This is a genomic window from Sphingobium sp. DEHP117 (assembly GCF_030867385.1).
In the GTDB taxonomy this organism is placed as follows: Bacteria; Pseudomonadota; Alphaproteobacteria; order Sphingomonadales; family Sphingomonadaceae; genus Sphingobium.
Genome location: NZ_JAPFBJ010000002.1, coordinates 754,634 through 779,034 on the forward strand (window position 1 = coordinate 754,634; position 24,401 = coordinate 779,034).

General features: G+C 64.0%; 25 protein-coding genes. 9 read left to right on the plus strand and 16 right to left on the minus strand.

What is annotated here, in order from left to right:
- Positions 1 to 94: 94 nt before the first annotated feature.
- Positions 95 to 1,414: an oxygen-independent coproporphyrinogen III oxidase gene (gene hemN / locus OOT33_RS10725; protein ID WP_307750016.1), complete on the minus strand. Its 1,320-nt coding sequence runs from the start codon at positions 1,412 to 1,414 to the stop codon at positions 95 to 97.
- Positions 1,415 to 1,570: 156 nt separating this feature from the next.
- On the opposite strand from hemN, the gene OOT33_RS10730 reads away from it, so the two are divergent.
- Positions 1,571 to 2,254 (plus strand): OmpW family outer membrane protein, encoded by a 684-nt coding sequence (locus OOT33_RS10730; protein WP_307750017.1) that lies wholly within the window; start codon positions 1,571 to 1,573, stop codon positions 2,252 to 2,254.
- Between the two features lie 60 nt (positions 2,255 to 2,314).
- Here the strand turns inward: OOT33_RS10730 and OOT33_RS10735 are convergent, their stop codons facing one another.
- From OOT33_RS10735 to OOT33_RS10780, 10 genes are all read right to left on the minus strand, one after another.
- Entirely contained in the window at positions 2,315 to 2,572 is a 258-nt protein-coding gene (locus OOT33_RS10735; protein ID WP_307750018.1) for a hypothetical protein, read from the minus strand.
- The gene (gene ccoS, locus OOT33_RS10740; protein WP_307750019.1) at positions 2,559 to 2,720 is read right to left on the minus strand and encodes a cbb3-type cytochrome oxidase assembly protein CcoS; all 162 of its coding nucleotides are present in this window, start codon (positions 2,718 to 2,720) and stop codon (positions 2,559 to 2,561) included. Before ccoS ends, OOT33_RS10735 begins: the two co-directional genes overlap by 14 nt.
- Positions 2,717 to 4,855, minus strand: coding sequence for a copper-translocating P-type ATPase (locus OOT33_RS10745; protein ID WP_307750020.1), 2,139 nt, complete (start codon positions 4,853 to 4,855; stop codon positions 2,717 to 2,719). Before OOT33_RS10745 ends, ccoS begins: the two co-directional genes overlap by 4 nt.
- Position 4,856: 1 nt before the next feature.
- Entirely contained in the window at positions 4,857 to 5,333 is a 477-nt protein-coding gene (locus tag OOT33_RS10750; protein ID WP_307750021.1) for a FixH family protein, read from the minus strand.
- A gap of 4 nt (positions 5,334 to 5,337) precedes the next feature.
- Positions 5,338 to 6,807 (minus strand): cytochrome c oxidase accessory protein CcoG, encoded by a 1,470-nt coding sequence (gene ccoG, locus OOT33_RS10755; protein ID WP_307750022.1) that lies wholly within the window; start codon positions 6,805 to 6,807, stop codon positions 5,338 to 5,340.
- Entirely contained in the window at positions 6,794 to 7,744 is a 951-nt protein-coding gene (gene ccoP, locus OOT33_RS10760; RefSeq protein ID WP_307750023.1) for a cytochrome-c oxidase, cbb3-type subunit III, read from the minus strand. Before ccoP ends, ccoG begins: the two co-directional genes overlap by 14 nt.
- Complete coding sequence (locus OOT33_RS10765; RefSeq protein ID WP_307750024.1) at positions 7,737 to 7,901, minus strand: CcoQ/FixQ family Cbb3-type cytochrome c oxidase assembly chaperone; 165 nt, start codon at positions 7,899 to 7,901, stop codon at positions 7,737 to 7,739. The genes ccoP and OOT33_RS10765 overlap by 8 nt, the downstream gene beginning before the upstream one ends.
- On the minus strand, positions 7,898 to 8,632 hold the full coding sequence (ccoO, locus tag OOT33_RS10770; protein ID WP_307750025.1) for a cytochrome-c oxidase, cbb3-type subunit II: 735 nt from the start codon (positions 8,630 to 8,632) through the stop codon (positions 7,898 to 7,900). The genes OOT33_RS10765 and ccoO overlap by 4 nt, the downstream gene beginning before the upstream one ends.
- A 6-nt stretch (positions 8,633 to 8,638) precedes the next feature.
- Positions 8,639 to 10,297, minus strand: coding sequence for a cytochrome-c oxidase, cbb3-type subunit I (gene ccoN / locus OOT33_RS10775; RefSeq protein ID WP_307750026.1), 1,659 nt, complete (start codon positions 10,295 to 10,297; stop codon positions 8,639 to 8,641).
- 159 nt (positions 10,298 to 10,456) lie between these two features.
- On the minus strand, positions 10,457 to 11,155 hold the full coding sequence (locus tag OOT33_RS10780) for a helix-turn-helix domain-containing protein (RefSeq protein ID WP_307750027.1): 699 nt from the start codon (positions 11,153 to 11,155) through the stop codon (positions 10,457 to 10,459).
- 127 nt (positions 11,156 to 11,282) lie between these two features.
- Between OOT33_RS10780 and OOT33_RS10785 the strand changes: the two genes are divergently transcribed.
- The 8 genes from OOT33_RS10785 to OOT33_RS10820 all read left to right on the plus strand — a co-directional run bounded on the left by OOT33_RS10785 (position 11,283) and on the right by OOT33_RS10820 (position 17,392).
- A complete protein-coding gene (locus OOT33_RS10785; RefSeq protein ID WP_307750028.1) occupies positions 11,283 to 11,636 on the plus strand; it encodes a Spx/MgsR family RNA polymerase-binding regulatory protein in 354 nt (117 codons plus the stop codon).
- Between the two features lie 45 nt (positions 11,637 to 11,681).
- The gene (locus OOT33_RS10790) at positions 11,682 to 12,119 is read left to right on the plus strand and encodes an Rrf2 family transcriptional regulator (protein ID WP_307750029.1); all 438 of its coding nucleotides are present in this window, start codon (positions 11,682 to 11,684) and stop codon (positions 12,117 to 12,119) included.
- A gap of 46 nt (positions 12,120 to 12,165) precedes the next feature.
- Positions 12,166 to 13,038: a 3-methyl-2-oxobutanoate hydroxymethyltransferase gene (panB, locus tag OOT33_RS10795; protein ID WP_307750030.1), complete on the plus strand. Its 873-nt coding sequence runs from the start codon at positions 12,166 to 12,168 to the stop codon at positions 13,036 to 13,038.
- 122 nt (positions 13,039 to 13,160) lie between these two features.
- Positions 13,161 to 13,859, plus strand: a complete 699-nt coding sequence (locus OOT33_RS10800) for a tetratricopeptide repeat protein (RefSeq protein WP_307750031.1) — start codon at positions 13,161 to 13,163, stop codon at positions 13,857 to 13,859.
- On the plus strand, positions 13,849 to 15,219 hold the full coding sequence (locus OOT33_RS10805; protein ID WP_307750032.1) for a PQQ-binding-like beta-propeller repeat protein: 1,371 nt from the start codon (positions 13,849 to 13,851) through the stop codon (positions 15,217 to 15,219). The genes OOT33_RS10800 and OOT33_RS10805 overlap by 11 nt, the downstream gene beginning before the upstream one ends.
- Before the next feature lie 32 nt (positions 15,220 to 15,251).
- Positions 15,252 to 16,649 carry a ribosome biogenesis GTPase Der gene (gene der / locus OOT33_RS10810; RefSeq protein ID WP_307750033.1) on the plus strand — a complete coding sequence of 466 codons (1,398 nt, stop codon included), beginning with the start codon at positions 15,252 to 15,254 and terminating at the stop codon, positions 16,647 to 16,649.
- Positions 16,646 to 16,858, plus strand: a complete 213-nt coding sequence (locus OOT33_RS10815) for a sulfurtransferase TusA family protein (protein ID WP_307750034.1) — start codon at positions 16,646 to 16,648, stop codon at positions 16,856 to 16,858. The genes der and OOT33_RS10815 overlap by 4 nt, the downstream gene beginning before the upstream one ends.
- A 90-nt stretch (positions 16,859 to 16,948) precedes the next feature.
- Positions 16,949 to 17,392: an Hpt domain-containing protein gene (locus OOT33_RS10820; RefSeq protein WP_373690570.1), complete on the plus strand. Its 444-nt coding sequence runs from the start codon at positions 16,949 to 16,951 to the stop codon at positions 17,390 to 17,392.
- Between the two features lie 123 nt (positions 17,393 to 17,515).
- Here the strand turns inward: OOT33_RS10820 and OOT33_RS10825 are convergent, their stop codons facing one another.
- The 5 genes from OOT33_RS10825 to OOT33_RS10845 form a co-directional block, all read right to left on the minus strand.
- Complete coding sequence (locus tag OOT33_RS10825; protein WP_307750036.1) at positions 17,516 to 18,499, minus strand: NAD-dependent epimerase/dehydratase family protein; 984 nt, start codon at positions 18,497 to 18,499, stop codon at positions 17,516 to 17,518.
- A 6-nt stretch (positions 18,500 to 18,505) separates the two neighbouring features.
- The gene (locus tag OOT33_RS10830; RefSeq protein ID WP_307750037.1) at positions 18,506 to 19,807 is read right to left on the minus strand and encodes a nucleotide sugar dehydrogenase; all 1,302 of its coding nucleotides are present in this window, start codon (positions 19,805 to 19,807) and stop codon (positions 18,506 to 18,508) included.
- Positions 19,808 to 20,000: 193 nt separating this feature from the next.
- The gene (locus tag OOT33_RS10835; protein ID WP_307750038.1) at positions 20,001 to 21,005 is read right to left on the minus strand and encodes an acyltransferase family protein; all 1,005 of its coding nucleotides are present in this window, start codon (positions 21,003 to 21,005) and stop codon (positions 20,001 to 20,003) included.
- A gap of 195 nt (positions 21,006 to 21,200) precedes the next feature.
- Positions 21,201 to 22,547, minus strand: a complete 1,347-nt coding sequence (locus OOT33_RS10840; protein ID WP_307750039.1) for an HlyD family type I secretion periplasmic adaptor subunit — start codon at positions 22,545 to 22,547, stop codon at positions 21,201 to 21,203.
- Entirely contained in the window at positions 22,544 to 24,286 is a 1,743-nt protein-coding gene (locus OOT33_RS10845) for an ATP-binding cassette domain-containing protein (protein ID WP_307750040.1), read from the minus strand. The genes OOT33_RS10840 and OOT33_RS10845 overlap by 4 nt, the downstream gene beginning before the upstream one ends.
- Between the last annotated feature and the right edge of the window lie 115 nt (positions 24,287 to 24,401).

Below are 24,401 nucleotides of genomic sequence, written 5' to 3' on the forward strand. Positions count from 1 at the left end.
CAGCGATATCCCCAGTCCTGCACAATTAGCTGCGGTTATTGCGGCTTATCCCTAAAAAGCCGTTAACCATAATGCAGACGTTAGGAGTGAGCGCCTATACTGGTGCGCTGAACCTCTGGTGGTGGTCAGCCAGACGCGGGTCGAAGATCGCGGCGATGGTGCGGGCATAGGGTGCGGCTGCGGGCTTCAGGCGGACGATGCCGCTGGCTGTCGATATCAGGCCGCGTTGGGCAAAGCGGTCAAGCTGGTCCTTTTGCTCCGTGGTGATGCTCGGCGGCAGGGTGGCCTCGCCGTGGCAGAGAATGGCGCTGATGAGCGCGCCGCAGGCCCGGCTCTCGGCGTCACGCCGAACACCGCGCTCCACGGGCAGCTGCCCGGAGGAAATGGCGGCGCGATAGGCGCCGACATTTTTGGCGTTCTGCGCATAGAGGCCAGGAAATTCGCTGATCGCCGATGCGCCGAGGCCGATCAGATGCTCTGCGTCGTCGTCTGTGAATCCCTGGAAGTTGCGATGAAGCCTGTGCGTGCGGGCGGCCATCGCCACTGGGTCCGGCGGCAGCGCGAAATGATCGAACCCGACGGGGCGATAGCCCTGCGTGAGCAAATAGTCATGGCCGACATTCGCCATCAGGAAGCGCTCGGCTTCGTCAGGGAGGGCCGAGGCGTCGATGCGGCGCTGGCGGGCGATCACGCCCGGGACATGGGCATAGCCGAACAGCGCAATGCGGTCTGGTCGCATCTCTGCGGCGAGGCGCACGGTGTCGATAAGACTGGTGAGATCCTGCCCGGGGAGCCCGTACATGAGGTCGACGTTGAGCGACTTGACGCCCGCGTCGCGCAAGCGCCGAGCCAACGTGGTGATGACGTCGAGCGGCTGGACGCGCCCGATCGCCTGCTGCACGGCAGGGTCGAACGTCTGGACGCCGAGGCTGGCATTGGTGACGCGCGCGGCCTCTATCACCCGCAGCCAGCCGGGAGTGAGGCGGCGCGGATCCAGCTCCAGCGAGATCAACGGCTCCTCGGCGCCGAACGCGACGGTGAGGTCGCCCAGTAGCCGCACGAAATCGAGCGGATCGAGCGCATTGGGGCTGCCCCCGCCAAAGGATATCCGACGCACCCGCCCGCGCCCTTCGAGGAGGCCGGATATCATTTCGACCTCGCGATAGAGCGCTTCGAGATAGGCGGAGAGGCGGGACTGCTTGCCGGCCCTTGCGGTGTTGCAGCCGCAGTACCAGCAAATCTCCTCGCAGAACGGAATGTGGACATAGAGCGAGAGCGCCGTGCCCGGGCCGATCAGCCGCAGCGCCTCGGCTACCGCTTCCGGCCCGACGCTGTCGTTGAAGTCGGCGGCGGTGGGGTAGCTCGTGTAGCGCGGGACGGGGCGTTGCAGCAGGTCCGGATAGTGGGTCCACATGCGCCGCATCATTGGGGGGTTTCCACGGCTTTTTCCTTGCTCAAGATCAAATTGCGATTTGCGCCCAATCAAGGATCGCAGACCGCGAATGCTGCACATGCGGCATGGACCGTGGGAGAAGCAGCCCGGCCATCCAACAGGTATGGAGACGCAGAAATGAATTTAAAAATCAAATACTTGTCTGGCATCGCAGCACTGGCGATGTTCGCAGCACCTGCACAGACGATCGCGCAGGACGACGCCGGAAAATTGCAGGTCAAGCTGCTCGGCACCGCGGTTCTGCCGGATGGCAAGATCAGCAAGGTGCGCAGCAATGCTGTCGGCGCTCCGGCAGGCACACAGGCCAAGGCCAGCGACAACGTGGTGCCGACGCTGGCGGTCGAATATTTCCTGTCACCCAATTTCTCGGTCGAGACCATCTGCTGCCTGACGGCGCATCATATCAATGGCGCGGGCGCGCTGGCCGGCACCAACCTGGTGCGCACGGTCAAGATCCTGCCCGCCACCGTGACATTGAAGGCGCACATGCCGCTCGGCCCGATCAAGCCCTATATAGGCGCAGGGCCGACCTATTTCATCTTCATCAGTGAGAAGTCCGGCACCACGACCACGGCACTGGGCGCGCCGAAGCTGAAGATCGACGACAAGGTCGGGGCTGTGCTGCAGGCGGGCGTCGATGTGCCGCTGGGCGCGAACGGCTTCGGTCTGTCGCTAGACGCCAAACGCTATTTCGTGCGCCCGGTCGCACACTGGCTGACGGCGGGAGGGGTGGAGGCCCTGTCCACCCGTCATAAGCTCGATCCCTGGGTGCTGAGCGCGGGCGTAAGCTATCGCTTCTGACGATCACGCACGCAGTGCGGAAAACCAAGGGCCGCCTTCCACCATCGGAAGGCGGCCTTTTTATATGTCCGTATCTGTGTCGAGCTGGCCCGATTGCGGCTTGCGCTTATCGGGCAGGCAGGCATGGCAGGCTTTGCCTTGCGACGGCTGCTGCTGCGGGCCGCTGGGCGCGGGCCCATCATCCCACACCAGCATTGTGCGCGTTTGCCCATCACCTGTGCACAGCGCCATCACGCGCGCATTGCATGCGCCGGTGATCGGGCTGGCCGCCAGCATCAGCGCGGCGCAACAGGCGGTGGCACCCTCAAGCGCCGACATCGCCGTGGCCCTCATCATCGATCAGGATACGCATGGCCGCGCCGTCCGGATCATCGAACTGGCCATCGTTCATGGCCCACAGGAACGCTCCCAGCCCGCTGAGGCCGAGGCCCAGCGCAATGGGAATGAGGAGGAGAAGGCCGTTCATTGTGCGCACCTCTTGAGCCGCAGGGCGTTGGCGATGACGATGACCGAGGACGTGGACATGGCGATGGCCGCGATCAGCGGCGTGACGACGCCGGCGATTGCCAGCGGCACGGCGAGCACATTATAGCCGATGGCGAGCACAAAATTCTCCTTCACCACGCGCATCGTGCGCCGCGCCGCCGCTATCATGACCGGCACGGCGGAAAGCGAGTCGCCGGTGAACACTGCGTCCGCAGCCTGCTGGCCCATGTCGGTGGCCGAACCGGGCGCGAGCGAGGCGTTTGCCGCTGCCAGCGCCGGGCCGTCGTTGAGGCCATCGCCGACCATAAGCACCTGATGCCCACCGGCCTGGAGGCGCCTGATCGCCGCAATCTTGTCTTGCGGCAGGGCGCGTGCCTGCGCGGTAAGGCCGAGCTGGTGCGCGACCGTCCCAACGGCTTCCGTCCGGTCTCCCGAGATGATGGAGGCGGGCGTACCGATCAGCCCCAGGCGGGTGACGGCCTCGCGTGCATCCGGGCGCAATGCATCGGTGAAGCTGAGGTCGACATGGCGCGCGCCGATGACGAAGCGGGTGGTGGCCCCCGTCGCCGCGATCTGGCCGCTCGGCCGCTCCAGCGCAACGCGCTGACCGCGCCACAGCCCGTGAACGCCGACGCCCTGTTCCTCGCCGATCTGCTCGACCGTAGCAGCTACCACGCCGCGCGCCGAAAGTGCGCTGTGCAGTGCGCGCGAAATCGGGTGGCGGCTCGACTGCGCGAGGGCGAGCGCGACGGATTGTTCCTCCGCCGCCAACGCATCGAGGTTGAGCGGGGTCATGCGGCCCAGCGTCAAAGTTCCGGTCTTGTCGAACAGCACGCGATCGACCTTCGCGAAGCGTTCGAGCGCGCTGCCGTCCTTCACCAATATGCCCCGCCGCATCAGCGCGCCCGCCGCCACGACCTGCGACACCGGCACCGCGAGGCCCAGCGCGCAGGGGCAGGTGATGATGAGCACGGCGGTGGCGATGGTGAGCGCCTGATGCCAGCCCGCGCCAGCTATCAGCCAGCCCGCGCAGGAGAGAGCGGCGAGGCTGTGTACGGCCGGGGCGTAAAGCTTGGCCGCGCGATCGGCGATGCGCACATAGCGCCCGCGTGACTGGCCCGCTTCGTCCATCAGGCGGGCGATGTCGGCGATTATCGTATCCGGCCCGGCGGCGGTGATGCGCACCGTGACGGGGGCGGAGAGGTTTACGGAGCCTGCCAGCACCGTGTCTCCCACCGCGCGGGGCTGTGGCGCGCTTTCGCCGCTGATGAGCGAGAGGTCGCACATCGTCTCGCCGTCCTCGATGATACCATCCGCCGCGAGGTTTTCGCCAGCCGCGACCAGCATCCGCTCTCCCGCTTGCAGGTCCGCCGCCTTGACCCAGCGGGTTGCACCCGTCGCCCCGATCACGAGCGCGCCGGGGGCCTGATTGCGCAGCAGTGCCTCGATCCCGGCGCGCGCCCTGTCTCGCATCATCGCATCGAGCACGCGCCCGGCGAGCAGAAAGAAGAGCAGCATTACCGCGCCTTCGAAATAGGCCTCGCGCCCCCCGAGCATGGTTTCGTAGAGACTCATGCCTGTGGCGAGTATGACGCCAATCGAGATCGGCACGTCCATGTTGGTCCGCCCGTGTCGCAGCACCATCAGTGCGGAGCTGAAGAACGGGCGGCCCGCATAGGCCACCACCGGCACCGCAATCATCGCGGAGAGCCAATGGAACAGATCGCGCGTGATGTCCGCCGCGCCGGACCAGATCGAGACGGAAAGCAGCATGATGTTCATCATGCCGAAGCCCGAAACGCCGAGCGCGCGGGTGAGGCGCTTGCGCTCTTCATGATCGGTGCCGAGCGGGTTGACGCTCAAGGGTTGCGCATCGAAGCCGAGCTTGCCGATTTCCGCGATCAGCGCGCGGTCGTCTATGCTGTCGTCATGCGAGACGGCGAGCTGCTTGGCCGAGAAGTTGACGCGCGCCGCCGCCACCCCGGGCAGCAGGCCGATGCCGCTTTCGAGCTTGGAGATGCACCCGGCGCAGCGCATGCCGGGCACTGCAAAGCGGCTATCCTCCAGATGGCGCTCAGGCGTGGTGAAGTCCGTGGGGTGGGCGAGGTGGTTCATGTCAGTACACCTCTCCGGCGATGTCGAGTGTGTCTGCGCTGCGTGTGATGTGAATGCGCAGCTTCCAGCGGCCATCGGGCAGTGGCCCGGTGCTGCGATATGTTCCGGGCGCGGTCTCGATGAAGCGCAGAGCCTGCTCTGGCGCGCGGCCCAGCGGATGCTCTGCCCGCACCGTCAGCCCCGCGCCGCCGAGCGGTTCCCCGCCAGCGTCTTTCAGGCGGAAGACGATGTGGCTGCTTTCGTCGCGCATGGGAGCGGACACGGCCCAGCCCAGCGCCTTCTCGCGCCGTGCCTCGGCCAGCCAGCGGTTGAACTTCTGGCTGGCGACATAGCTGTTGTCGACCACAGTGCCGCCGAAGGTGCTGGTGGCATAGCGCGCCATGGTGACGTTTACCGCGATGACGACCGCGAAAAAGCCGATGAGGATCGCCGCCATATGATGACCGGTGAAGCGCCGGGCCGTCTTGCTGTTGTGCATCGTCCTACTCTCCTCCACGTTCGAGCACCAGATCATGCCGGTCGCTCGGCGCTGCATCGTCATTTGCCTGAACGACGAGCGCAAATTCCTGCCTGCTGCCATCGCCCGCAGGCGAAACCACGAACAGCCGCAATTTGGTCACCGCGTCCGGTGACAGCTTTACCTCGAAGGCGCGGGACGCGGCCTCGCGGCTGCCGGTCTCGCCCAGCCACATGCTGGCCTGCGGCACGCCTTCCATATGAACACGAACGGTGCGCGGGCGGCTCTCCATATTGCGCAGTTTCACGGTGTAGGCGTTGCGCACCGATCCGTCCGACATGCGCACGAACAGGGGGTTGCGATCATGCTGCGCGCTGATATCGAGCCGGGTGCGGTTGCCGAGCGCGAACAGCAGCGCAAGGCCGATGCCGCCCCAGATCGCGAAATAGGCGAGCGTGCGCGGGCGGAATAACGTCTTCAGGACCGGCGTCGTCGGCTGGCCCGCTTGCTCTCTGGTCGCGTCCTCGAAGGTCACATAGTCAATGAGGCCGCGCGGCCGCCCGACCTGCGCCATTACCGTGTCGCACGCATCGATGCACAAGGCGCAGGTAATGCAGCCGATCTGCGGCCCCTGGCGGATATCGATGCCGGTGGGGCAGACGGCGACGCACTGGTTGCAGTCTATACAGTCGCCGATCGTGCCGGCCCCGGTCTTGGCTGCCGCCTGTGCCTGCTTGAGGCTCCCGCGCGGTTCGCCGCGCCAGTGACGGTAGGTGACGAGCAGCGACTTCTCGTCCATCATCGCCGTCTGGATGCGCGGCCACGGGCACATATAGATGCACACCTGCTCGCGCATGAAGCCGCCGAAGATGAAAGTGGTCATCGTCAGCACGAAGACCGTCATATAGGCGACCGGTGCAGCGGTGCCGTGAAGGAAGTCGTGCATCAGCGTCGGCGCATCCGCGAAGTAAAAGATCCATGCGCCGCCGGTGCCCATAGCAACGGCGAGCCAGATGCTCCATTTGAGCAGGCGCCGCGCGATCTTGGATACCCCCCACGGCGCGTTTTGCAGGCGGATCGCGGCGTTGCGGTCTCCATCCACCGCGCGCTCGATATGCTGGAACAGGTCCGTCCACACCGTTTGGGGGCAGGCATAGCCGCACCATGCCCGCCCCACGGCGGATGTGACGAGGAACAGTCCTATTCCCGCCATCACCAGCAGCCCGGCGACGAAATAGAATTCATGCGGCCAGATTTCGATGTCGAACATGAAGAAGCGGCGGTGGGCGAGGTCGACCAACACGGCCTGATCCGGCGCATAAGGTCCGCGGTCCCACCGCAGCCAAGGCGTGACGTAATAGATCGTCAGCGTCACGACCATGATCGCCCATTTCAGGCGGCGGAACGTGCCGTCCACCGCCTTGGGGAACACGCTCTTGCGCTTCTGGTACTGGCCCAGAGGCGAGTCGGTGATATCCGGGTCAGCCTCCGCCATTGGCTGTTTCCGCCGGAGTCGCCGCTGCCGTTGCGCCTGCTGGCGCGGGCGCCGGGGCGGGAGCCGCCTCGCCACCGCCGAGCGAATGGACATAGGCGGCCAGCATGCGGATCGTCACCGTATCGAGGTGAAGGTTCCAGGCGGGCATCACGCCATAGCGGCTGTTGGTGATGGTCTGGCGGATCGTGTCGCGGTCTCCGCCATAGAGCCATATCCCGTCCGTCAGGTTGGGTGCGCCGACCGTGCGGCTACCCTTGCCGTCCGGCCCGTGGCACACCACGCAGTTGGCGGCGAACAGGGCCTGGCCGCGCCGCGCCGATGCGCTCATCCCCTCCTGACCCGACAGGGTGCGTACATAAGAGGTGACGTCTTCCACCTGCGCGGGCTGGAGGATACCGTCGCGCCCGAAGGCGGGCATCTGCGAGAAACGCGTCGCGTCATGCTCCGGCTGGCGGATGCCGTCCGCAATGGTTTTCTCGAGAGTGGCGAGGTCGCCGCCCCACAGCCAGTCGTCGTCATTGAGGTTGGGATAACCCTTGGCGCCCGCCGCGCCGGATCCATGGCACTGCACGCAGTGGACCTTGAAGGCCGCAGCGCCACCCGCAATCGCCTGTTGCATCAGCTCCGGCTTGCCGGGCAGGGCCGAGATGTCGGTCGCGGCGAGGGCGGCGTGGATGGGCTTAAGCTCTGCCTGCCGGGCCGCCAGCGTCTTTTCCAGTTCCTCACGGCTCGACCATTTGAGGTTGCCGCCCGGCGCGCCGTTCGCCGAGGGGATGGTGGGATACACCACGCAATAGCCGATCGCGAAGGCGACGGTCGCGTAGAAGGTCCACAGCCACCAGCGCGGCAGCGGCGTGTTCAGCTCCTCGATGCCGTCCCATTCGTGGCCGACGGTCTCGGTACCGGTCGGGTGGTCGATGCGCTTGTTCTCAGCCATCGTCGTGCTCCTCATCGAAGATCATATGGGCGGCGGCGCGGTTGCGGTCGCGCGAGCCGGGAAGGAAGGGCCAGGCGGCGAGGACCAGGAAGGTGATCGCCATGAACACCAGCCCCCAGCTGTCGGCAAAGTGGCGCAGGGCGTCATAGTCGCTCATCTCGGCTGCTCCTGCCCTGCGGCGGCGCGGAAATCGACCAGGGTGCCGAGCATCTGGAGATAGGCGACGAGCGCGTCCATCTCTGTCAGGGTCTTGGGGTCGCCGTCATAATCGCGCGCCTGCGCCTTGGGATAGCGCTTCAGCAGGTCTGCGCTGTCCGCCTCCGGGTCTGCCTGGGCGAGGAGGTCCGCGTTCGCTGCCGCAATCGCCTCCTTGCTGTATGGCACGCCGACGCGGGACAGGGCGGTGAGGTGCCCGGTCATATCGCCCGCGTTGAGCGGCCGGTCCTTCAGGAAGGCATAGGGCGGCATGATCGATTCGGGCACCACGCTGCGCGGATCGGCGAGATGCTGTACATGCCACTCATCGGAATACTTGCCGCCGACGCGGGCGAGATCCGGCCCGGTACGCTTGCTGCCCCACTGGAACGGGTGGTCGTACATGCTTTCCGCCGCCAGGCTGTAGTGGCCATAGCGTTCCACCTCGTCGCGGAAGGGGCGGACCATCTGGCTGTGGCAGACATAGCAGCCCTCGCGGATGTAGATGTTGCGCCCGGCCAGTTCCAGCGGAGTATAGGGGCGCACACCCTCAACCTTTTCGACCGTGGTCTTCACCCAGAACAGCGGCACGATCTCCACCAGCCCGCCGACGATCACGGCGAGGAAGGCGAACAGGCCGAGCAGGCTAACATTGCGTTCCAGCGTCTTGTGCTTGTGTGCAAGTGTGCTCATGGCGCTTTACTCCGCGGCGACCGGGACCAGGGGGCGGTCCGCAGCCTCGTTATAGGGGGTTTCGGTCATCGGCTGTTCGGTGCGCAGATGCCCGGCGATGGTCATCCAGATGTTGTAGGCCATCACCAGCGCGCCGCTGAGGTAGAGTACGCCGCCCGCCGCGCGGATCAGGTACATCGGGAACATGGCGGCAACGACTTCGGCAAAGGAGTAGACGAGGTAGCCGTCCGCGCCATATTCGCGCCACATCAGCCCTTGCATGATGCCCGCGACCCACATGGACGCCGCATAGAGCACGATGCCGACGGTCGAGAGCCAGAAGTGCCAGTTGACCATGCGCAGCGAATAGAGGCGCTGGCGGTTCCACAGGCGCGGCGTGAGGTAATAGAGCGCGGCGAAGGTGATCATGCCGTTCCAGCCCAGTGCGCCGGAGTGGACGTGGCCGATCGTCCAGTCGGTATAGTGCGACAGGCTGTTGACCGACTTGATGCTCATCATCGGCCCCTCGAACGTGCTCATGCCGTAGAACGCGAGCGCCATAACCATCATGCGGATGATCGGATCTGTGCGGATCTTGTCCCACGCGCCGTTCAGGGTCATCAGGCCGTTGATCATGCCACCCCAGCTCGGCATCCACAGCATGACCGAGAACACCATGCCCAGCGTCTGCGCCCAGTCTGGCAGCGCGGTGTATTGCAGGTGGTGCGGCCCCGCCCAGATATAGAGGAAGATCAGCGACCAGAAGTGGATGATCGACAGACGATAGCTGTAGATCGGCCGCTCGGCCTGCTTGGGCACGAAATAATACATCATGGCAAGGAAGCCGGCGGTCAGGAAAAATCCGACCGCGTTATGCCCATACCACCACTGCGTCAGCGCATCCTGCACACCCGCGAAGGCAGCATAGCTCTTGGCGCCGAGGAAGCTCACGGGAAGCGAAAGGTTGTTGACGAGGTGGAGCATCGCCACCGTGATGATGAAGCTGAGGAAGAACCAGTTCGCGACATAGATATGCGGTTCGCTGCGCTTCACGATCGTGCCGACGAACACCGCGAGATAGCTCACCCACACGACGGTCAGCCACAGGTCGACATGCCATTCCGGCTCGGCATATTCCTTGCCCTCGGTGATGCCGAGCAGATAGCCGGTCGCCGCCAGCACGATGAAAAGCTGATAGCCCCAGAACACGAAGCGGGCGAGGCTCGGGAAGGCGAGGCGCGCGCGGCAGGTGCGCTGGACGATGTAGAAGCTGGTGGCGATCAGTGCATTGCCGCCGAACGCGAAGATCACCGCCGAGGTGTGCAGCGGGCGCAGGCGGCCGAAGGTCGTCCACTCAAGCCCGAGGTTCAGCACCGGAAATGCGAGCTGCAGCGCGATATAGAGGCCGACGAGGAAACCCGCCAGGCCCCAAAAAACGGTGGCGATCACACCCCAGCGGACGGGATCATCGTCGTACCGGCTCTGGTCCGCGCCATTGCGCAGGGTGCCCTTCGCGATGCCGCTATAGTCGGCGCCGCGCAATGTAACCCACAAGGTTATCAACGCGGCGAGCATGATGATGCCCATATGAATGGCAAAGCCACTGTCGGCGCTGAACGCCAATGCAAAGAAGGCGAGCACGGCCGCAAGCAGCCACCCGCCCGAACGCATTACTAGTGATTCCATGGTGCTTCCCCGCTTTGCTGGGCAGCCGGGCGCATTTGCACCTTGTCTGGCCAGAACTTATGTCAGGGGGAATTATTGGACATCGGGCCGGTGTTCCTTGATGCGTGTCAAGAACCGGCGAGGATCCTAAGTTTCTATCACGCCTAGAAAAAAAAGGCGTCAGGCTGCTTCCGTTATGTTTTCCAGCGCCTCACGGTCCAGAATCTCGATCCGCCGACGCGAGGGAACGGCGATCAGACCCTGCACCTTGAAATCATTGAGGCGTCGACTCACCGTCTCGATCGTGAGGCCGAGAATGTCGGCGATCTGCTGCCGCCCGAACGGCAGGTCAAACCCGTCGATCGGCCCTTCGTTAGCGCAGTCCGGCCGCACCAGCCGCTGCGACATGTCGAGCAGGAAGTACGCAAGCTTTTCCGATGCGGTCATGCGGCCGAGCAGCAACAACCAACGCCGGGTGCGGTCCAGCTCTGTCAGCGTGCGTTCCAGCAGCTTGTGTTCGAGCTGCGGGTGGGTTTGAGCGAATCTGTCGAAGTCCGAGCTGGAAAAGGTGCAGACATGCGCGTCCGTCAGGGCTGTGACATTATGCTGCACTCGGGTGCCGAACGGGCGACCGATGAAATCCGAGGGGTACACGACGCCGACAATCTGCTCGCGCCCGTCGCTCAGCGATGTCGACAGCTTCAGCACTCCCTCGATCACGTTGGCGACGAGCAGCGAATCTTCGCCCTCCCAGATAAGGGTTTGGCCCGCTATCAGCTTGTGATGGCGACCCATCTTGCCCAGCAGGCTGATCTCGTCCATCTCCAGCGCCGAACAAATGGCGCGATTGCGGACAACGCAGGTAGTGCAATGATCCATGTCAACGCTCTAGCAGCGGGTGACGGCGCTGACAATTGCCGGAGTCTATACTTTGGTCCTACAACTTGCCTTTCGTCGGCGCTTCATGGCAGGGGAGCAACACAGTTTCAGACGTGAAAGGACGCAAATGACCGCTTCCCCGACCCTCTACGGCATCCCGAACTGCGACACAGTAAAGAAGGCGCGGACATGGCTTGCGGGACGGGGGATCGACCATGCGTTTCATGACTATAAAAAGGCAGGCGTGAACGCGGCGCTGGTGCGCGGCTGGGTGGATGAACTGGGATGGGAAGTGCTGCTGAACCGCTCGAGCACCACTTTCCGCGCGCTGCCCGAGGCGGACAAGCAGGACATGGACGCGGAAAAGGCGCTTGCGCTGATGCTGGCCAACCCGTCGATGATCAAGCGCCCGGTGCTCGATCTGGGTGACAGGAGGATTGTCGGCTTCAAGCCCGAAATCTACAACGCAGCCTTTTCCTGACTTGAAAGGTTGAAATTCTTCGTCAGGCAGGCAATTGTCTGATCCATGCTCTCGCAAAAGACCCGCTATGCCATTCGTGCCCTCCAGCATCTGGCCGACAAATATGGCGAAGGGCCGATCCCGCTTACCGATATTTCCGAGACGCAGAAGATACCGTCCAAGTTCCTGACTGTCATCCTCTCTGAAATGTCGCGCGAGGGGCTGGTGGATACGCAGCGGGGGCGGGATGGCGGGTACTGGCTGGCGCTGCCGCCGGTGGACATCAGCTATGGCGACATTGTGCGGCTGACGCGCGGCTCGGTGGCGCTTACCCCGTGCGCCAGCCGTTTCGCGCACGAGCAGTGCAAGAACTGCCTGCCCGAGGAGGAATGCCGCCTGCACCGCATCATGCTGCTGGTGCGCGACGAGACGGCGAAGGTGCTCGACGGCATCAGCCTTGCAGAGGACATTCCCGCGCTGGTGGACGATCCCGCAAACGGGTGACGTGCGGGGGCTGGCCCTCGGCCCACAGACGGGCTAGAACGCCCGCATGTCCACCACCTTCACGCTAGACACCGCCACCAGCCGCGCCAACCCGACGCCATCGCCGCTGCGCCGACTCACCGTGCCTGCGATCCAGCAGCGCAAGGCGGGCGGCAAGACCGCAGAGCCGCTGGTCATGCTCACCGCCTATACCGCGCGGCAGGCGCAACTGCTCGATCCGCATTGCGACATGCTGTTGGTAGGCGATTCGCTGGGGCAGGTGATCTATGGCCTCCCTTCCACCGTGCCCGTCAGCCTCGATATGATGTGCGCGCATGGCGCGGCCGTGGTGCGCGGCAGCTATCACAGCGTGGTCCTCGTCGACATGCCGTTTGGCAGCTATGAGGCCTCACCGGCCCAAGCCTTCGAAAGCGCGGCGCGCATCCTCAAGGAAACGGGCTGCGCGGGCGTGAAGCTGGAAGGAGGCGAGGCGATGGCCGAGACCATCGCGTTTCTGACGCAGCGGGGCATCCCGGTCTGTGCCCATGTCGGCCTGACGCCGCAGGCGGTGAATATGCTGGGCGGCTATGGCGCGCGCGGGCGCAGCGCGGCCGAGGAAGACAAGATCCTGCGCGACGGTAAAGCCGTGGCCGATGCTGGCGCCTTTGCCGTGGTGGTGGAGGGCGTGATAGAGCCCATCGCAATCGCCCTCACGCAGGCGCTGGCCATTCCCACGATCGGTATCGGCGCATCGGCGCAGTGCGATGGGCAGGTGCTGGTCGCGGAGGATATGCTGGGCCTGTTCGAGCGGGTGCCCCGCTTCGTCAAGCGCTATGCCGACATGGCCACGTTAATCTCGGAAACGGCGGCGACCTATGCCGCCGAGGTGCGCGCCCGAACCTTTCCGGGCGAGGAGCAGACCTATCAGCCGAAAAAATGAGGTGCTCGATTTGAGGTGCCGCTTCTCATCATTCGCTACTTGGCGAATGATGAATCAGACTCTAAGGTCCGCGCACTCTGGCCCGGAACGGGCCTTCACGCTGGATACTCTGGAGATTTGCCTTGGCTGAAACGCCGCCCGTCAACGAAGCCTTCCTGCGCGAGGTGGACGAAGCCGTCCGGCAGGACCGGCTGCTTGGCGTTTGGCAAAGGTTTGGCCGCTGGATCGTGGTTGCGGTCGTGGTCGGGCTGGCAGCTTTCGGTGCATGGCTGTGGTGGGATCATCACAGCAAGCAGATTTCGGGCGAGGTTGCGGAAAAGGCCCAGGAGGCGCTGCGCTCGGCGGCGGCTGGGCGTACGCCCGATCCTGCAACGCTCGGCGCGCTCAAGGGCGCCGGTCAGCCCGGTTATCGGGCGGTGGGGCTGTTGACCGAAGCCGGAGTGACAGCGCAGAAGGGCGATACCGCCAAGGCCGCACGCCTTTATGCCGCCATCGCCGCCGATGGTAAGGTCGCCCAGCCTTATCGTGACCTCGCCACCGTGCGCCGGGTCGCGCTGGAGTTTGACACCCTCGCTCCGCAGGCGGTTATCGATACGCTGAAGCCGCTCGCGGTGGAGGGCAACCCCTGGTTCGGCAGCGCGGGCGAGATGAGCGCCATCGCCTATATGAAAATGGGCAAGAAGGATGTGGCAGGCGCGCTGTTCGCTGCCATTGCCAAGGATGACGGGGTACCTGCAACGCTGCGTTCACGCGCGCGACAGATGGCGGGGCTATTAGGGGTCGATGCAGGGGCAATGGAAGAGGATGCGAATGGAGCGTGAGCGAGCGGTGATGCGGCTGGAACCGAACGATGGGCTGCTGCGCGCGGGTAAGGCTGTCCTGCTAGCGACGATGTTGTTGTCCGTGGGGGCATGCGGCGTTTTCGGCGGCGGCGACAAGAAGCCCAAGACACCGGTGTTCGGCAATCGTGTGTCGATCCTGTCGTCCGAGAGCGGGGCCGAGGCCGATCCGACGCTGGCGAGCATGCCGGTGGTCCTGCCTGATCCCGTCGTCAATCCCGAATGGTCTCAGCCGGGCGGCAATGCGGCCAAGCTTATTGGCCATGTCGCGCTGGGTGCTCAGCCGAGCGAGGTTTGGTCCACCTCCATCGCGGGAAGCACCAATCGCGCACGCCTGGCCGCTGCGCCGGTGATCGCGGGTGGCAAGCTTTATGTCATCGATGCCGACGCGCGCGTGCTGGCGTTTGATGCCAAGACCGGCGCACGCCTGTGGAGCACGCAGATGCCGTCCGAGGGCAACGGGCGCTCGCTTTTCGGTGGAGGCGTCTCGGTGCTCGATGACAAGCTCTTCGTCACTACGGGCGTGGGCGACGTGGCGGCGCTGAATGCCGCCAATGGCGCGGTGCTATGGAAGAAGCGCCCCGGCGGCCCGCTGCGTGGTTCGCCGACGCTGGCGAACGGACACGCTTATGTGATGAGCCAGGACAATCAGGTCTTCGCGCTCGATCAGCAGAGCGGCGAAACGCAGTGGAGCGATGCGGGTACGGCACAGGCCACCGGCGTGTTTGGCGTCGCTGCGCCCGCCGCCGCGCAGGGCACGGTGATCGCAGGCTTCAGCTCGGGCGAGCTCACCGCCTATCGCTATGAAAACGGACGCGATCTCTGGGGCGATGCATTGTCACGCACCAATATCTCCACCTCGGTCGCGGCGCTGACAGACATTGACGCCGACCCCGTGATCGACCGGGGCCGCGTGTTCGCGATCGGGCAGGGGGGGCGCATGGCGTCCTACGAGCTGGTTTCGGGTCAGCGCCTGTGGGAGATCAACGTGGCGGGCATCTCCACCCCCGCCGTGGTGGACGAATGGGTGTTTGTCGTGACCGATGATGCGCGGCTGCTCTGCGTAGCGCGCACCACTGGCAAGGTCCGCTGGATCAGCCAGCTCAAACGCTGGGAGGACATGAAGGACAAGAAGGGCGCGATACGCTGGACCGGCCCCGTGGCCGCCGGGGGGCGCCTCATTCTGGTGTCGACCGATGGCGATCTGATTTACGTCAATCCGGCGGACGGCGCGGTTACGGCGAGCCGGGATCTGGATCATCGCATGACGCTCAGCCCTGTTGTGGCGGACAATATGCTTTATATCCTCGCCGATGACGGCCGCCTCACGGCCTATCGCTGAGAGATAGCTATAGCTGGAAGGATAAGGGCTTCATGTTGCCCACTGTTGCGATAGTCGGGCGGCCTAATGTCGGCAAATCGACGCTGTTCAACCGGCTTGTCGGCAAGAAACTGGCGCTGGTCGATGATCAGCCCGGCGTGACGCGGGACAGGCGCGAGGGCGAGGCGCATCTGCTCGGCCTGCATTTTCGCATCGTCGATACGGCGGGCTATGAGGATGAGGACCCGCAGAGCCTGCCGGGCCGCATGCGCCGCCAGACCGAAGCGGCGGTGGCGAGCGCCGATGTCGCGCTGTTTCTGATCGACGCACGCGCGGGGCTTACTCCGCTGGACGAGGAGATCGCCCGCTGGCTGCGCAGTTCAGACACGCCGGTGATCCTTGCGGGCAACAAGGCGGAAGGGCGCGCGGCGGAGGATGGCCTGACCGAGGCATGGTCGCTGGGGCTGGACGAGCCGATCGCCCTGTCTGCCGAGCATGGGCAGGGACTGGCCGATCTGTTTCAGGCGCTCTTGCCGCACATTGACCGCGCCAATGCCGAAATCGAGGCGCCCGGGCTGGCGGAAGTCGAGCAGGAAATCGACCCTGACGACGAGGACGCGCTCGATGCCGCGCCGCTCAAGCTCGCCATCGTCGGGCGGCCGAATGCGGGCAAGTCGACGCTGATCAACAAGATCATCGGCGAGGACCGGCTGATCACCGGGCCGGAAGCGGGCATCACGCGCGACAGCATCGCCATCGACTATCAATGGCGGGATTTTGACAATCGTGAACGCATCGTCCGCCTTATCGACACCGCCGGCATGCGCAAGCGCGCCAAGGTGCAGGACAAGCTGGAGAAGCTTGCCGTGGCGGACGGCCTGCACGCGGTCGACTTCGCGGAGGTCGTCGTGCTGCTGCTTGATGCGACGCTGGGGCTGGAGGCGCAGGATCTGCGCATAGCCGACAAGGTGTTGCAGGAAGGGCGCGCGCTCATCATCGCGCTCAACAAATGGGATGTGTCCGAGAACGGTTCGTCACTCTATCAGGGCGTGCGCAAGGCGCTGGACGAAGGGCTGGCGCAGGTGAAGGGCGTGCCCCTGCTCACTGTTTCGGGCGCGACCGGCAAGGGGATCGACGACCTGCTCAAGGCGGCCTTCGACGTGCGCCGGGCGTGGTCTCGCCGTGTCGGCACCGGGCAGCTCAACCGATGGTTCGAGGCCGCGCTGGAGGCAAATCCGCCGCCCGCGCCGGGGGGGCGCCGCATCAAGCTGCGTTATCTTACGCAGGCCAAGACGCGGCCGCCGGGCTTCGTGCTGTTCGGCACGCGGCTCGATCAGCTGCCCGAAAGTTACCAGCGCTATCTCGTCAACGGCATCAGGCGCGAGCTGGGTTTTGGTGCGGTGCCGGTCAGGCTGATGCTGCGCTCGGCGAAGAACCCCTTCGGCAAATGACAGGCGGCCCCCCGCCGTTTGAGGTGGATGCGCGGGGGATGCGCTGCCCGTGGCCTGCCTTGCGCGCGGCCCGGGCGATGCGCGAGCATGACGCTGTGCTTGTTCGGGCGGACGACCCGATTGCGCCGCGCGAGCTGGCCGCCATGGCCGAAGAGCGGGGGTGGGCATTCGAGATCAAGGCCGAGGCGCTGTTCCATCTGGCGCGGTAAACGGGCGCGGTCGATCGCCGCGCTAACCGGAAATTTACCTGACTGAAGTAGTCATCCTGCGTTGTGCTGAATTTCGTCAACGGTACGGGCATGGACGCAGAGCTGATCAACGCTGGAGAATATGAACTGGCGCGCACGCAACTCGGCGCCAATTTCACGCGCATTCTCGGCTATTTTCGTGAGGATGGCATCAAGTCGGTCGAGGAGGTCGAGGCGGCACTGCGTGAGCGCAATTCGGCCGCGATGGTGCGCCCGGCGCATACGCTCAAGGGCGAGTCCCGCCAGTTCGGCTCGCGCGCGTTGGGCGATTTGTCCGAGCGGATCGAAATGACGGCGCGGCATTGCGTGGAACAGCGCACCGGGCCGGAAGAACTTGCTGAAGAGGTAGCCGCGCTGCGCTCGTGCTTCACCCGCACGCTGGAAGAGCTGGAGCGCAACAATGTCGGCCTGGGCCCCGTTGTGACCGCGCGCAAGCCTGTGGGCGGATTCGGTCGCAAGGCAGCGCCCTCACTGACCGGCATGGTCCGCAGCTAGAGCGCGCTGCGTTAAATCTGGATCGGTCAGCGCGCTCTAAGTTTTTGTTTTACCGCATCGTTTTGGCGCAAAACCGGTTCCCACCCTTCGACAAGCTCAGGACAGGCTTTTGCGCACGATGCTCTAGACCCTGTAATAGTCCTTGTACCACGCCGCGAAGCGCGCCAGCCCTTCGGCGAGCATCACCTTGGGCTTGTAGCCGCTGATCGCGTGGAGTTGCGACACATCGGCGTAGGTCGCCGTGACATCGCCCGGCTGCATCGGCCGCATGATCTTTTCCGCCGTGCTCCCCAGCGCCTGCTCCAGCGTTTCGATCATCTCCATCAGGCCGACGGGGTGGCTATCTCCGATATTGAGCACACGATGGTCCTGGCGCGCGGGTGGATTGTCCAGCGCGCCGATGATCCCCTCGACGATATCGTCGATATAGGTGAAGTCGCGCGCCATCTTGCCTTCCCCGAACACCTCGATCGGCTGGCCTGCCATGATTTTCTGGCTGAAGCTGAAATAGGCCATGTCCGGCCGGCCCCATGGGCCATAGACGGTGAAGAAGCGCAGCCCCGTCTGTGGGAAGCCATAGAGCGAGGCATAGCTCTGGCTCATCAGCTCGCAGGCGCGCTTGGTGGCGGCATAGAGCGATACCGGGCTGGTGGCGGGTTCATCCTCGGTGAAGCCCGCGCCGCCCATGGGTTTATCGCCATAGACTGAGCTTGACGACGCATAGACCAGATGCGCCAAGCCCGGCGCATGGCGGCAGGCCTCCAGCACGGAGAGATGGCCGGCAAGGTTGCTATGCTGATAGGCGAACGGATTTTCGATGCTGTAGCGCACGCCTGCCTGCGCGGCGAGATGGATGACGCGCGTGATGCCGTTGTCGCGGATAAGGCGCGCCATGAACTCCGCGTCCGCCACGTCGGCGCGATGAAAGGCAAAGCCCTCCCGCGCCGTCAGCGTGGCCAGCCTGGCCTCCTTCAACGCGGGGTCGTAATAATCATTGACGATATCGACGCCGATCACCCGCTCGCCCCGATCGAGCAGGCGATGGGCGGTCGCATGGCCGATAAAGCCCGCTGCGCCGGTGACGACTATGGGCGCCTCCGCGCTCACGGACGGTTAGCGGCCCACTGCGGAATAGCGGAAGCCAGCCTTCTCGGCCATTTCGCGCGGGTAAACGTTGCGCAGGTCGACGAGGATGGGCTGTTTGAGCAGGCCCTTCACCCGATCGAGGTCGAGCGCACGGAAAGCGTCCCACTCGGTAACGATGACCAGCGCGTCCGCGCCATCCATGGTCTCATAGCTGTTGGTGCAGTAGGTGACATTGTCGAGCACCAGCTTTGCCTGGTCCATGCCCTCCGGGTCATAGGCACGCACGGTTGCGCCTGCATCCTGAAGGGTCTGCACCACGGCAATGGCAGGCGAATCCCGCATGTCGTCTGTGTTGGGCTTGAAGGTAAGGCCGAGAACGGCGATGGTTTTGCCGCGTACATCGCCGCCGCACGCCGCGATCACCTTGCGGCCCATCGCGCGCTTGCGGTTGTCGTTCACCGCCACCACCGCTTCGACGATACGCTGCGGCGCGTCATAATCCTGGCTGGTCTTCAACAGCGCCAGCGTATCCTTGGGGAAGCAGGAACCGCCATAGCCCGGCCCGGCGTGGAGAAACTTGCTGCCGATGCGGTTGTCGAGCCCGATGCCGCGCGCGACATCCTGCACATCGGCGCCCACCTTCTCGCACAGATCGGCGATTTCGTTGATGAAGGTGATCTTGGTGGCGAGGAAGGCGTTACCTGCATATTTGGTCAGCTCCGCGCCACGGCGGCTCATCTCGATAATCGGAGAGCGACCTAATGCCAGCGGGCGATAGATCTGGCGCATCACTTCGAGCGCGCGTGGATCGTCGCCGCCGATGACGACGCGGTCCGGCCGCTTGAAATCATCGATCGCGGCGCCTTCGCGCAGGAATTCCGGGTTGGAGACGACGGCGAAGTCGGCATTGGGGTTGGCGGCGCGGATGATGCGTTCCACCTCGTCGCCGGTACCGACAGGGACGGTCGATTTGTCGACGATCACGGTGAAGCCGGTGATCGCCTCGGCAATTTCCTTCGCCGCGCCATAGACATAAGAGAGGTCGGCATGGCCATCGCCACGGCGCGACGGCGTGCCCACCGCAATGAACACCGCGTCCGCATCCTTGACGCCCTCGGCAAGATCGGTGGTGAATGTAAGCCGACCGGCGGCCACATTGCTGGCGACAAGGTGGTCGAGGCCCGGCTCGAAGATGGGGATTTTCCCGCCAAGCAGCGCGTCGATCTTGGACTTGTCCTTGTCGACGCAGACGACGTCATGCCCGAAATCGGCAAAGCAGGCGCCCGATACCAAGCCCACATAGCCCGAACCGATCATCGTAATCCGCAAGGTCAGTCTCCTTCATCACGCTGCGCCGCAACACGCATAGTGCCCTTGGCGCGGCGGGTCAAAGCGTCACCTGCACCAAGGACGTTTCAATAGGGTAAAAACGGCGTCAATTTTCGCGGAATGACCGCATCAAGGTTACAGCAGGACATGCTCGGATAGCGAGTCAAGCCATTGGATGAGCAACAGTTTGAGATCAGCTGCCTCGCGCCCTTTTGCTTATCAATTGCAGGAGTCGGTAGCGGATCGCATTGAGGGGGGAGTCCACCGCAATGTACAATATGGCAGCGACACCGAATGATACTATGGTAGCGACTAGCTTTTCGGTCACCGTACCATGGACGACGATCAGCGCGATAACCGCAAAATGCGCCAGATATAGCGCGTAACTGTAATCCCCGATCGCACGGTCAGTGCGGCTGGAGTGAATCGACAGCGACCTCTGCAAATAGGGAATGAGCGGAAGCAGCCACAACAGGGCGAAGATGTCCCTGTGAAACGGGTCGTGTGTCATTTTGGTGAAGAACGGTGTGAAATAGGCGCCAACGCTGGCTAATGCGAACAGGCCAAGTGAAGCATGGGCGGAGCGCGCCGATGGTACATGGCGCAACTGATCGGAGAGGGCACCGGCCAAGAAAGCGGGCAGGTACAGCAGCGCGGTCCGTATTCCCAGAGCTGGCGTGACTATCCAGGCAACCGCTGCAACGGCGCTGCAAACTGTCAAGGTAGTCCAAGGGAGACGACGCAGCAGGGGAAGAAGTAACGGGCACAGCAGATAATACTGCATCTCTATGTCAAGCGACCAAGACACTCCGGTTGGGTCGTTGCCTGTGGTGGCTATGCCGAACAGCAGAAAGTTTTCGAGGGATAGCGGTAGACCGCGAAAGATGCTGCTGGCGAGCGAAACCACCAGAAACAGAGGGTAAATGCGAAGTGCGCGCGAGACATAGAAGGGTGCGAACTGCTTTTCGTCGAACTTTTCAGTCCAAATCCTTGATGTCCAGTAGCCACTCAGAAAGAAAAAGAAGATAACGCCGAGCCGGCCAATATCATATTTCGAGATATGAGATATAATGACAGCACTTGCGAGAAGAACTCGTACCGAACCGGGTGAGAGGACAAAAATATCTTCTCGACCGCTCTCCACATTGGGGCGAACAAGGGCATTAAGGGTTATCAGTCGGCGATATCCCTCTATCATGTAAGACCCTGTTCAGCGTAGAGAATCGAATATTTGTATAATTATCGTCTGCCTTACGGCTAAAGTAAAGATGAATACTTTATACGCTGACGCAAAATATGTTTTTGCGCGATGGATTGAGCAGAGTGTGGATATATTATCAGATTTTACTTAAAGACTGTAGTGCTGCTCTTTATTTTTTTGATCGAATATGGATCAATTTTCGCGGAAAGCGCGGCTGAACTGGTCTCGCAGCGGCTTGGTGAGATAAGAGAGCAGGGAACGCTCGCGCGTCTGCACGAAGACCTCCACCGGCATGCCGGGCACCAGCTTGAGATTGCCGAGCCGCTTGCGCTCCTGCTCGCTCACGTCGACCATGATCTTGTAATAGCTCTGGCCGGTCTGCGGTTCGGTGATGCGTTCTGCCGAGATTGTTTCCAGCGTGCCGTTCAACTGCGGTGTGGTCTGCGCATTGAAGGCGGAGAAGCGCAAGGTTGCGCGCTGTCCTACGCTGAGCTGGTCGATATCAACGGGGCTTACCCGCGCCTCGACGGTAAGCGCGTCCTGCGTCGGGACGATTTCCATCACCGTTTCCATCGGCGGGAGCACGCCGCCCACGGTCGAGTAAGCCAGCTTGGCTACCACGCCGCTGTAGGGCGCGCGCACGAGGCTGCGGTTATAGGCGTCGGTAGCGGAGGCAGAGCGGATGCGCGAATCGTTGAGCCGCGATTCTACGTCGACCAGCTCTATGCCCGCCTGATTGCGCATGTCCTGCACCATCTGGATGCCGGACTGGCGGATTTCCGCAATCCGCGCGCGCGCCTGGGCGATCTGCGCGCCGTAAGAAGCGACCGCGCCCTGAAGCTCGACTGCCGTGCGCTCGATCTGGTTGAGGCGGTTGACGGTGACGAGCTGGCGGTCACGCAGCGAGCGCAGGCCTTCGAGTTCCGGCTTCACCAGATCGGCCTGACGCTGGGCGGCGTTCATCTGAGCAGAAAGCGAGCCGATCTGCTGCTCTGTCTGCCGGACGCGCTCGGTAATCTGCGCAAGCTGGTTCTGCTGAAGCTGGCGGCGCAACACGAACAGGCGCTGCGCTTCTGCCATCGCTTCCTGCTTGGCCGGAGTGGGATTCTGCGTGAGCGAGGGCGGGAAGCTGATCGAGGGCGCGCCGTCGCGCTCCGCCGTCAGCCGCGCGGCGGCGGCGGTAAGCTGCTCGAAGGTTTCGCCCGAGGCGCTGGCGCTCGCTCCCGTCACTGTGTCGTCGAGGCGCATCAGCACGTCGCCCTTCTTCACGCGCTGCCCCTCGCGCACCAGCACCGCCGCAATGACGCCGCCCGTCGGATGCGCGATCTTCTTGACCCGCGATTCGACCGTCACCTCGCCGGTGCCGACCACGGCGCCCTGTGTGCCGATCAACGCCGCGAGCGCGAACAGTCCAAAGAAGAGCAGTCCGATCGTGATCAATCCGGCGCGGAAACTGCGGCGCAGGCCCTCCTGCGGATCCTCGATCACGGGAACAAGATCCGTACCGGTGCTGACGGTCGCGGGAAGCTGGTAGCTCATGAAGAGGTTTCCGGTTCGCTGACGGGGTTTTGGGATGTATCTGACGCGGTGCCGGGCTGAGCGCGGGCTGCTGCTTCCTGCTCCACCTTGATGCGTTTGCGTCGCTCGGCCATGCGCTGGCGCACCTCTTCCTTGGGGCCGAAATCAAGCATCGCGCCCTCACGCAGCACGAGGATGTGGGTCGCGACCTGCACGAGGCTGTTGGCGTTGCCAGCCAGGATGGCGATCGCCCCTCGCTTGCGTGCGGCTTCGATGCTCTGCGTGAACATCTGCTCCCCGGCAAGGTCGACCTGCGCGGTCGGTTCGTCGAGCGCGAGCAGCAGCGGCTCGCCATACAGAGCGCGGGCGAGCGCGATCCGCTGGGCCTGGGAGTGGGACAGGCGCGAGCCGTTCGAGCCGACCAGGGTGTTATAGCCTTCGGGCAGCTTCACGATCATCTCGTGCGCACAGGCTGCCTGCCCCGCCGCAACGACATTCTTCGGGTCGGCCTCGGGATCGAACCGGCCGATATTATCAGCCACAGAACCTTCAATGAGCTGCACCGACTGCGGCATATAGCCAATGTGCGGACCCAGCGCGTCCTCGCCCCATTGATCGAGCGCGGCGTCGTCCAGCCTGATTTTGCCGCGAGCCAGCGGGATCGTGCCCGCGATGGCACGCAAGAGCGTCGATTTCCCGCAGGCTGCCGGCCCGACGATCGCCAGCACCTCGCCCGCATTGAGCGTGAACTGCACGTTCTGCACGACCGGTCTGCGCAGGCCGGAATAACCGACGGCGATGTTCTCGCAATCGAGCTTGCGGCTGGGAGGTGGCAGGCGCACAGGGGCAACGGGCGGCATCACCGCGCGGAGCAGCGCGTCCATGCGTGTCCATCCCTGACGCGCGCCGACGAATTGGTGCGCGCCTGCGACCGCATTCACCAGCGGCTCCAGCGCCAGCCAGGTGAGGGCTGCGGCGGCGAAGGTGACGGCCGGGCTGGCCTTGTCGTTGATCGTCAGCGCCGCGCCGATGGCGAGGGCCATGCCGGTCGCAGCGAACAGCAGCGCGCGGGCGATGCTCGCTTTTTGCAGATGGACCCTCACCGCGCGCTCTGTCACCCGGCTCAACGAAGCATTGATGAGTTGCCACACCCGCCGCGCGTGCCCCTTCATGCCCAGGCCCCGGATGATGTCGCTGTGCGAACGACCGAGCGCCGACACCGCCTGCCTGCGCGCGAGCAGGGGCACCACGTCGCGCAGCGGCTGCTCCAGCTGGCTCACCGTCCGCCAGAGCAGGAACAGCAGGCCGCCAGCGAACAGCAACAGCGAGAGCGCAAGCCAGCCATGGAGGAACAACATGACAAAAAGGAGAATGGGCAGCGCGCCGATATCGAGCCACGCGCTTGCCAGCGGTGACTTGAGAAAGCCCGACACCGCGTCGAGGTCACGCACTGCCTGATCGCCGTCGCCCTGGCCCAGCGTGCTCTGCTCGCTCAGCTGCGCGGAAACCTCGTCGAGCCGGGGCAACATGTGGGTGAGGATAATCCCCTGCACATGTCCTAGTATGCGGCGTCGCAGGAACCGGAAATAGGCATGCACCCCTATCAGTGCGAGCATCAGCAGCGAAACGCCGACCAGCGTGCCGATGCTCCGGCCCGGTATGGCGACATCGAACAGAAGCAGGATGTATAGCGCGACCGCCAGTGGAAAGAGCGCGATGACAAACGAAATCGCCGCCAGACCGCCGGCAGCGGGGCGCATATCTCTTGTAGCGCGTTGCGCCTCATCGCTTGTGATCGGCAGTTTCATAGGTTCGGTGCGGGCTTTCGCGTCTTACTATCAGCCCAAGGATATGGGGAGAAGGAGAATCTTTCGA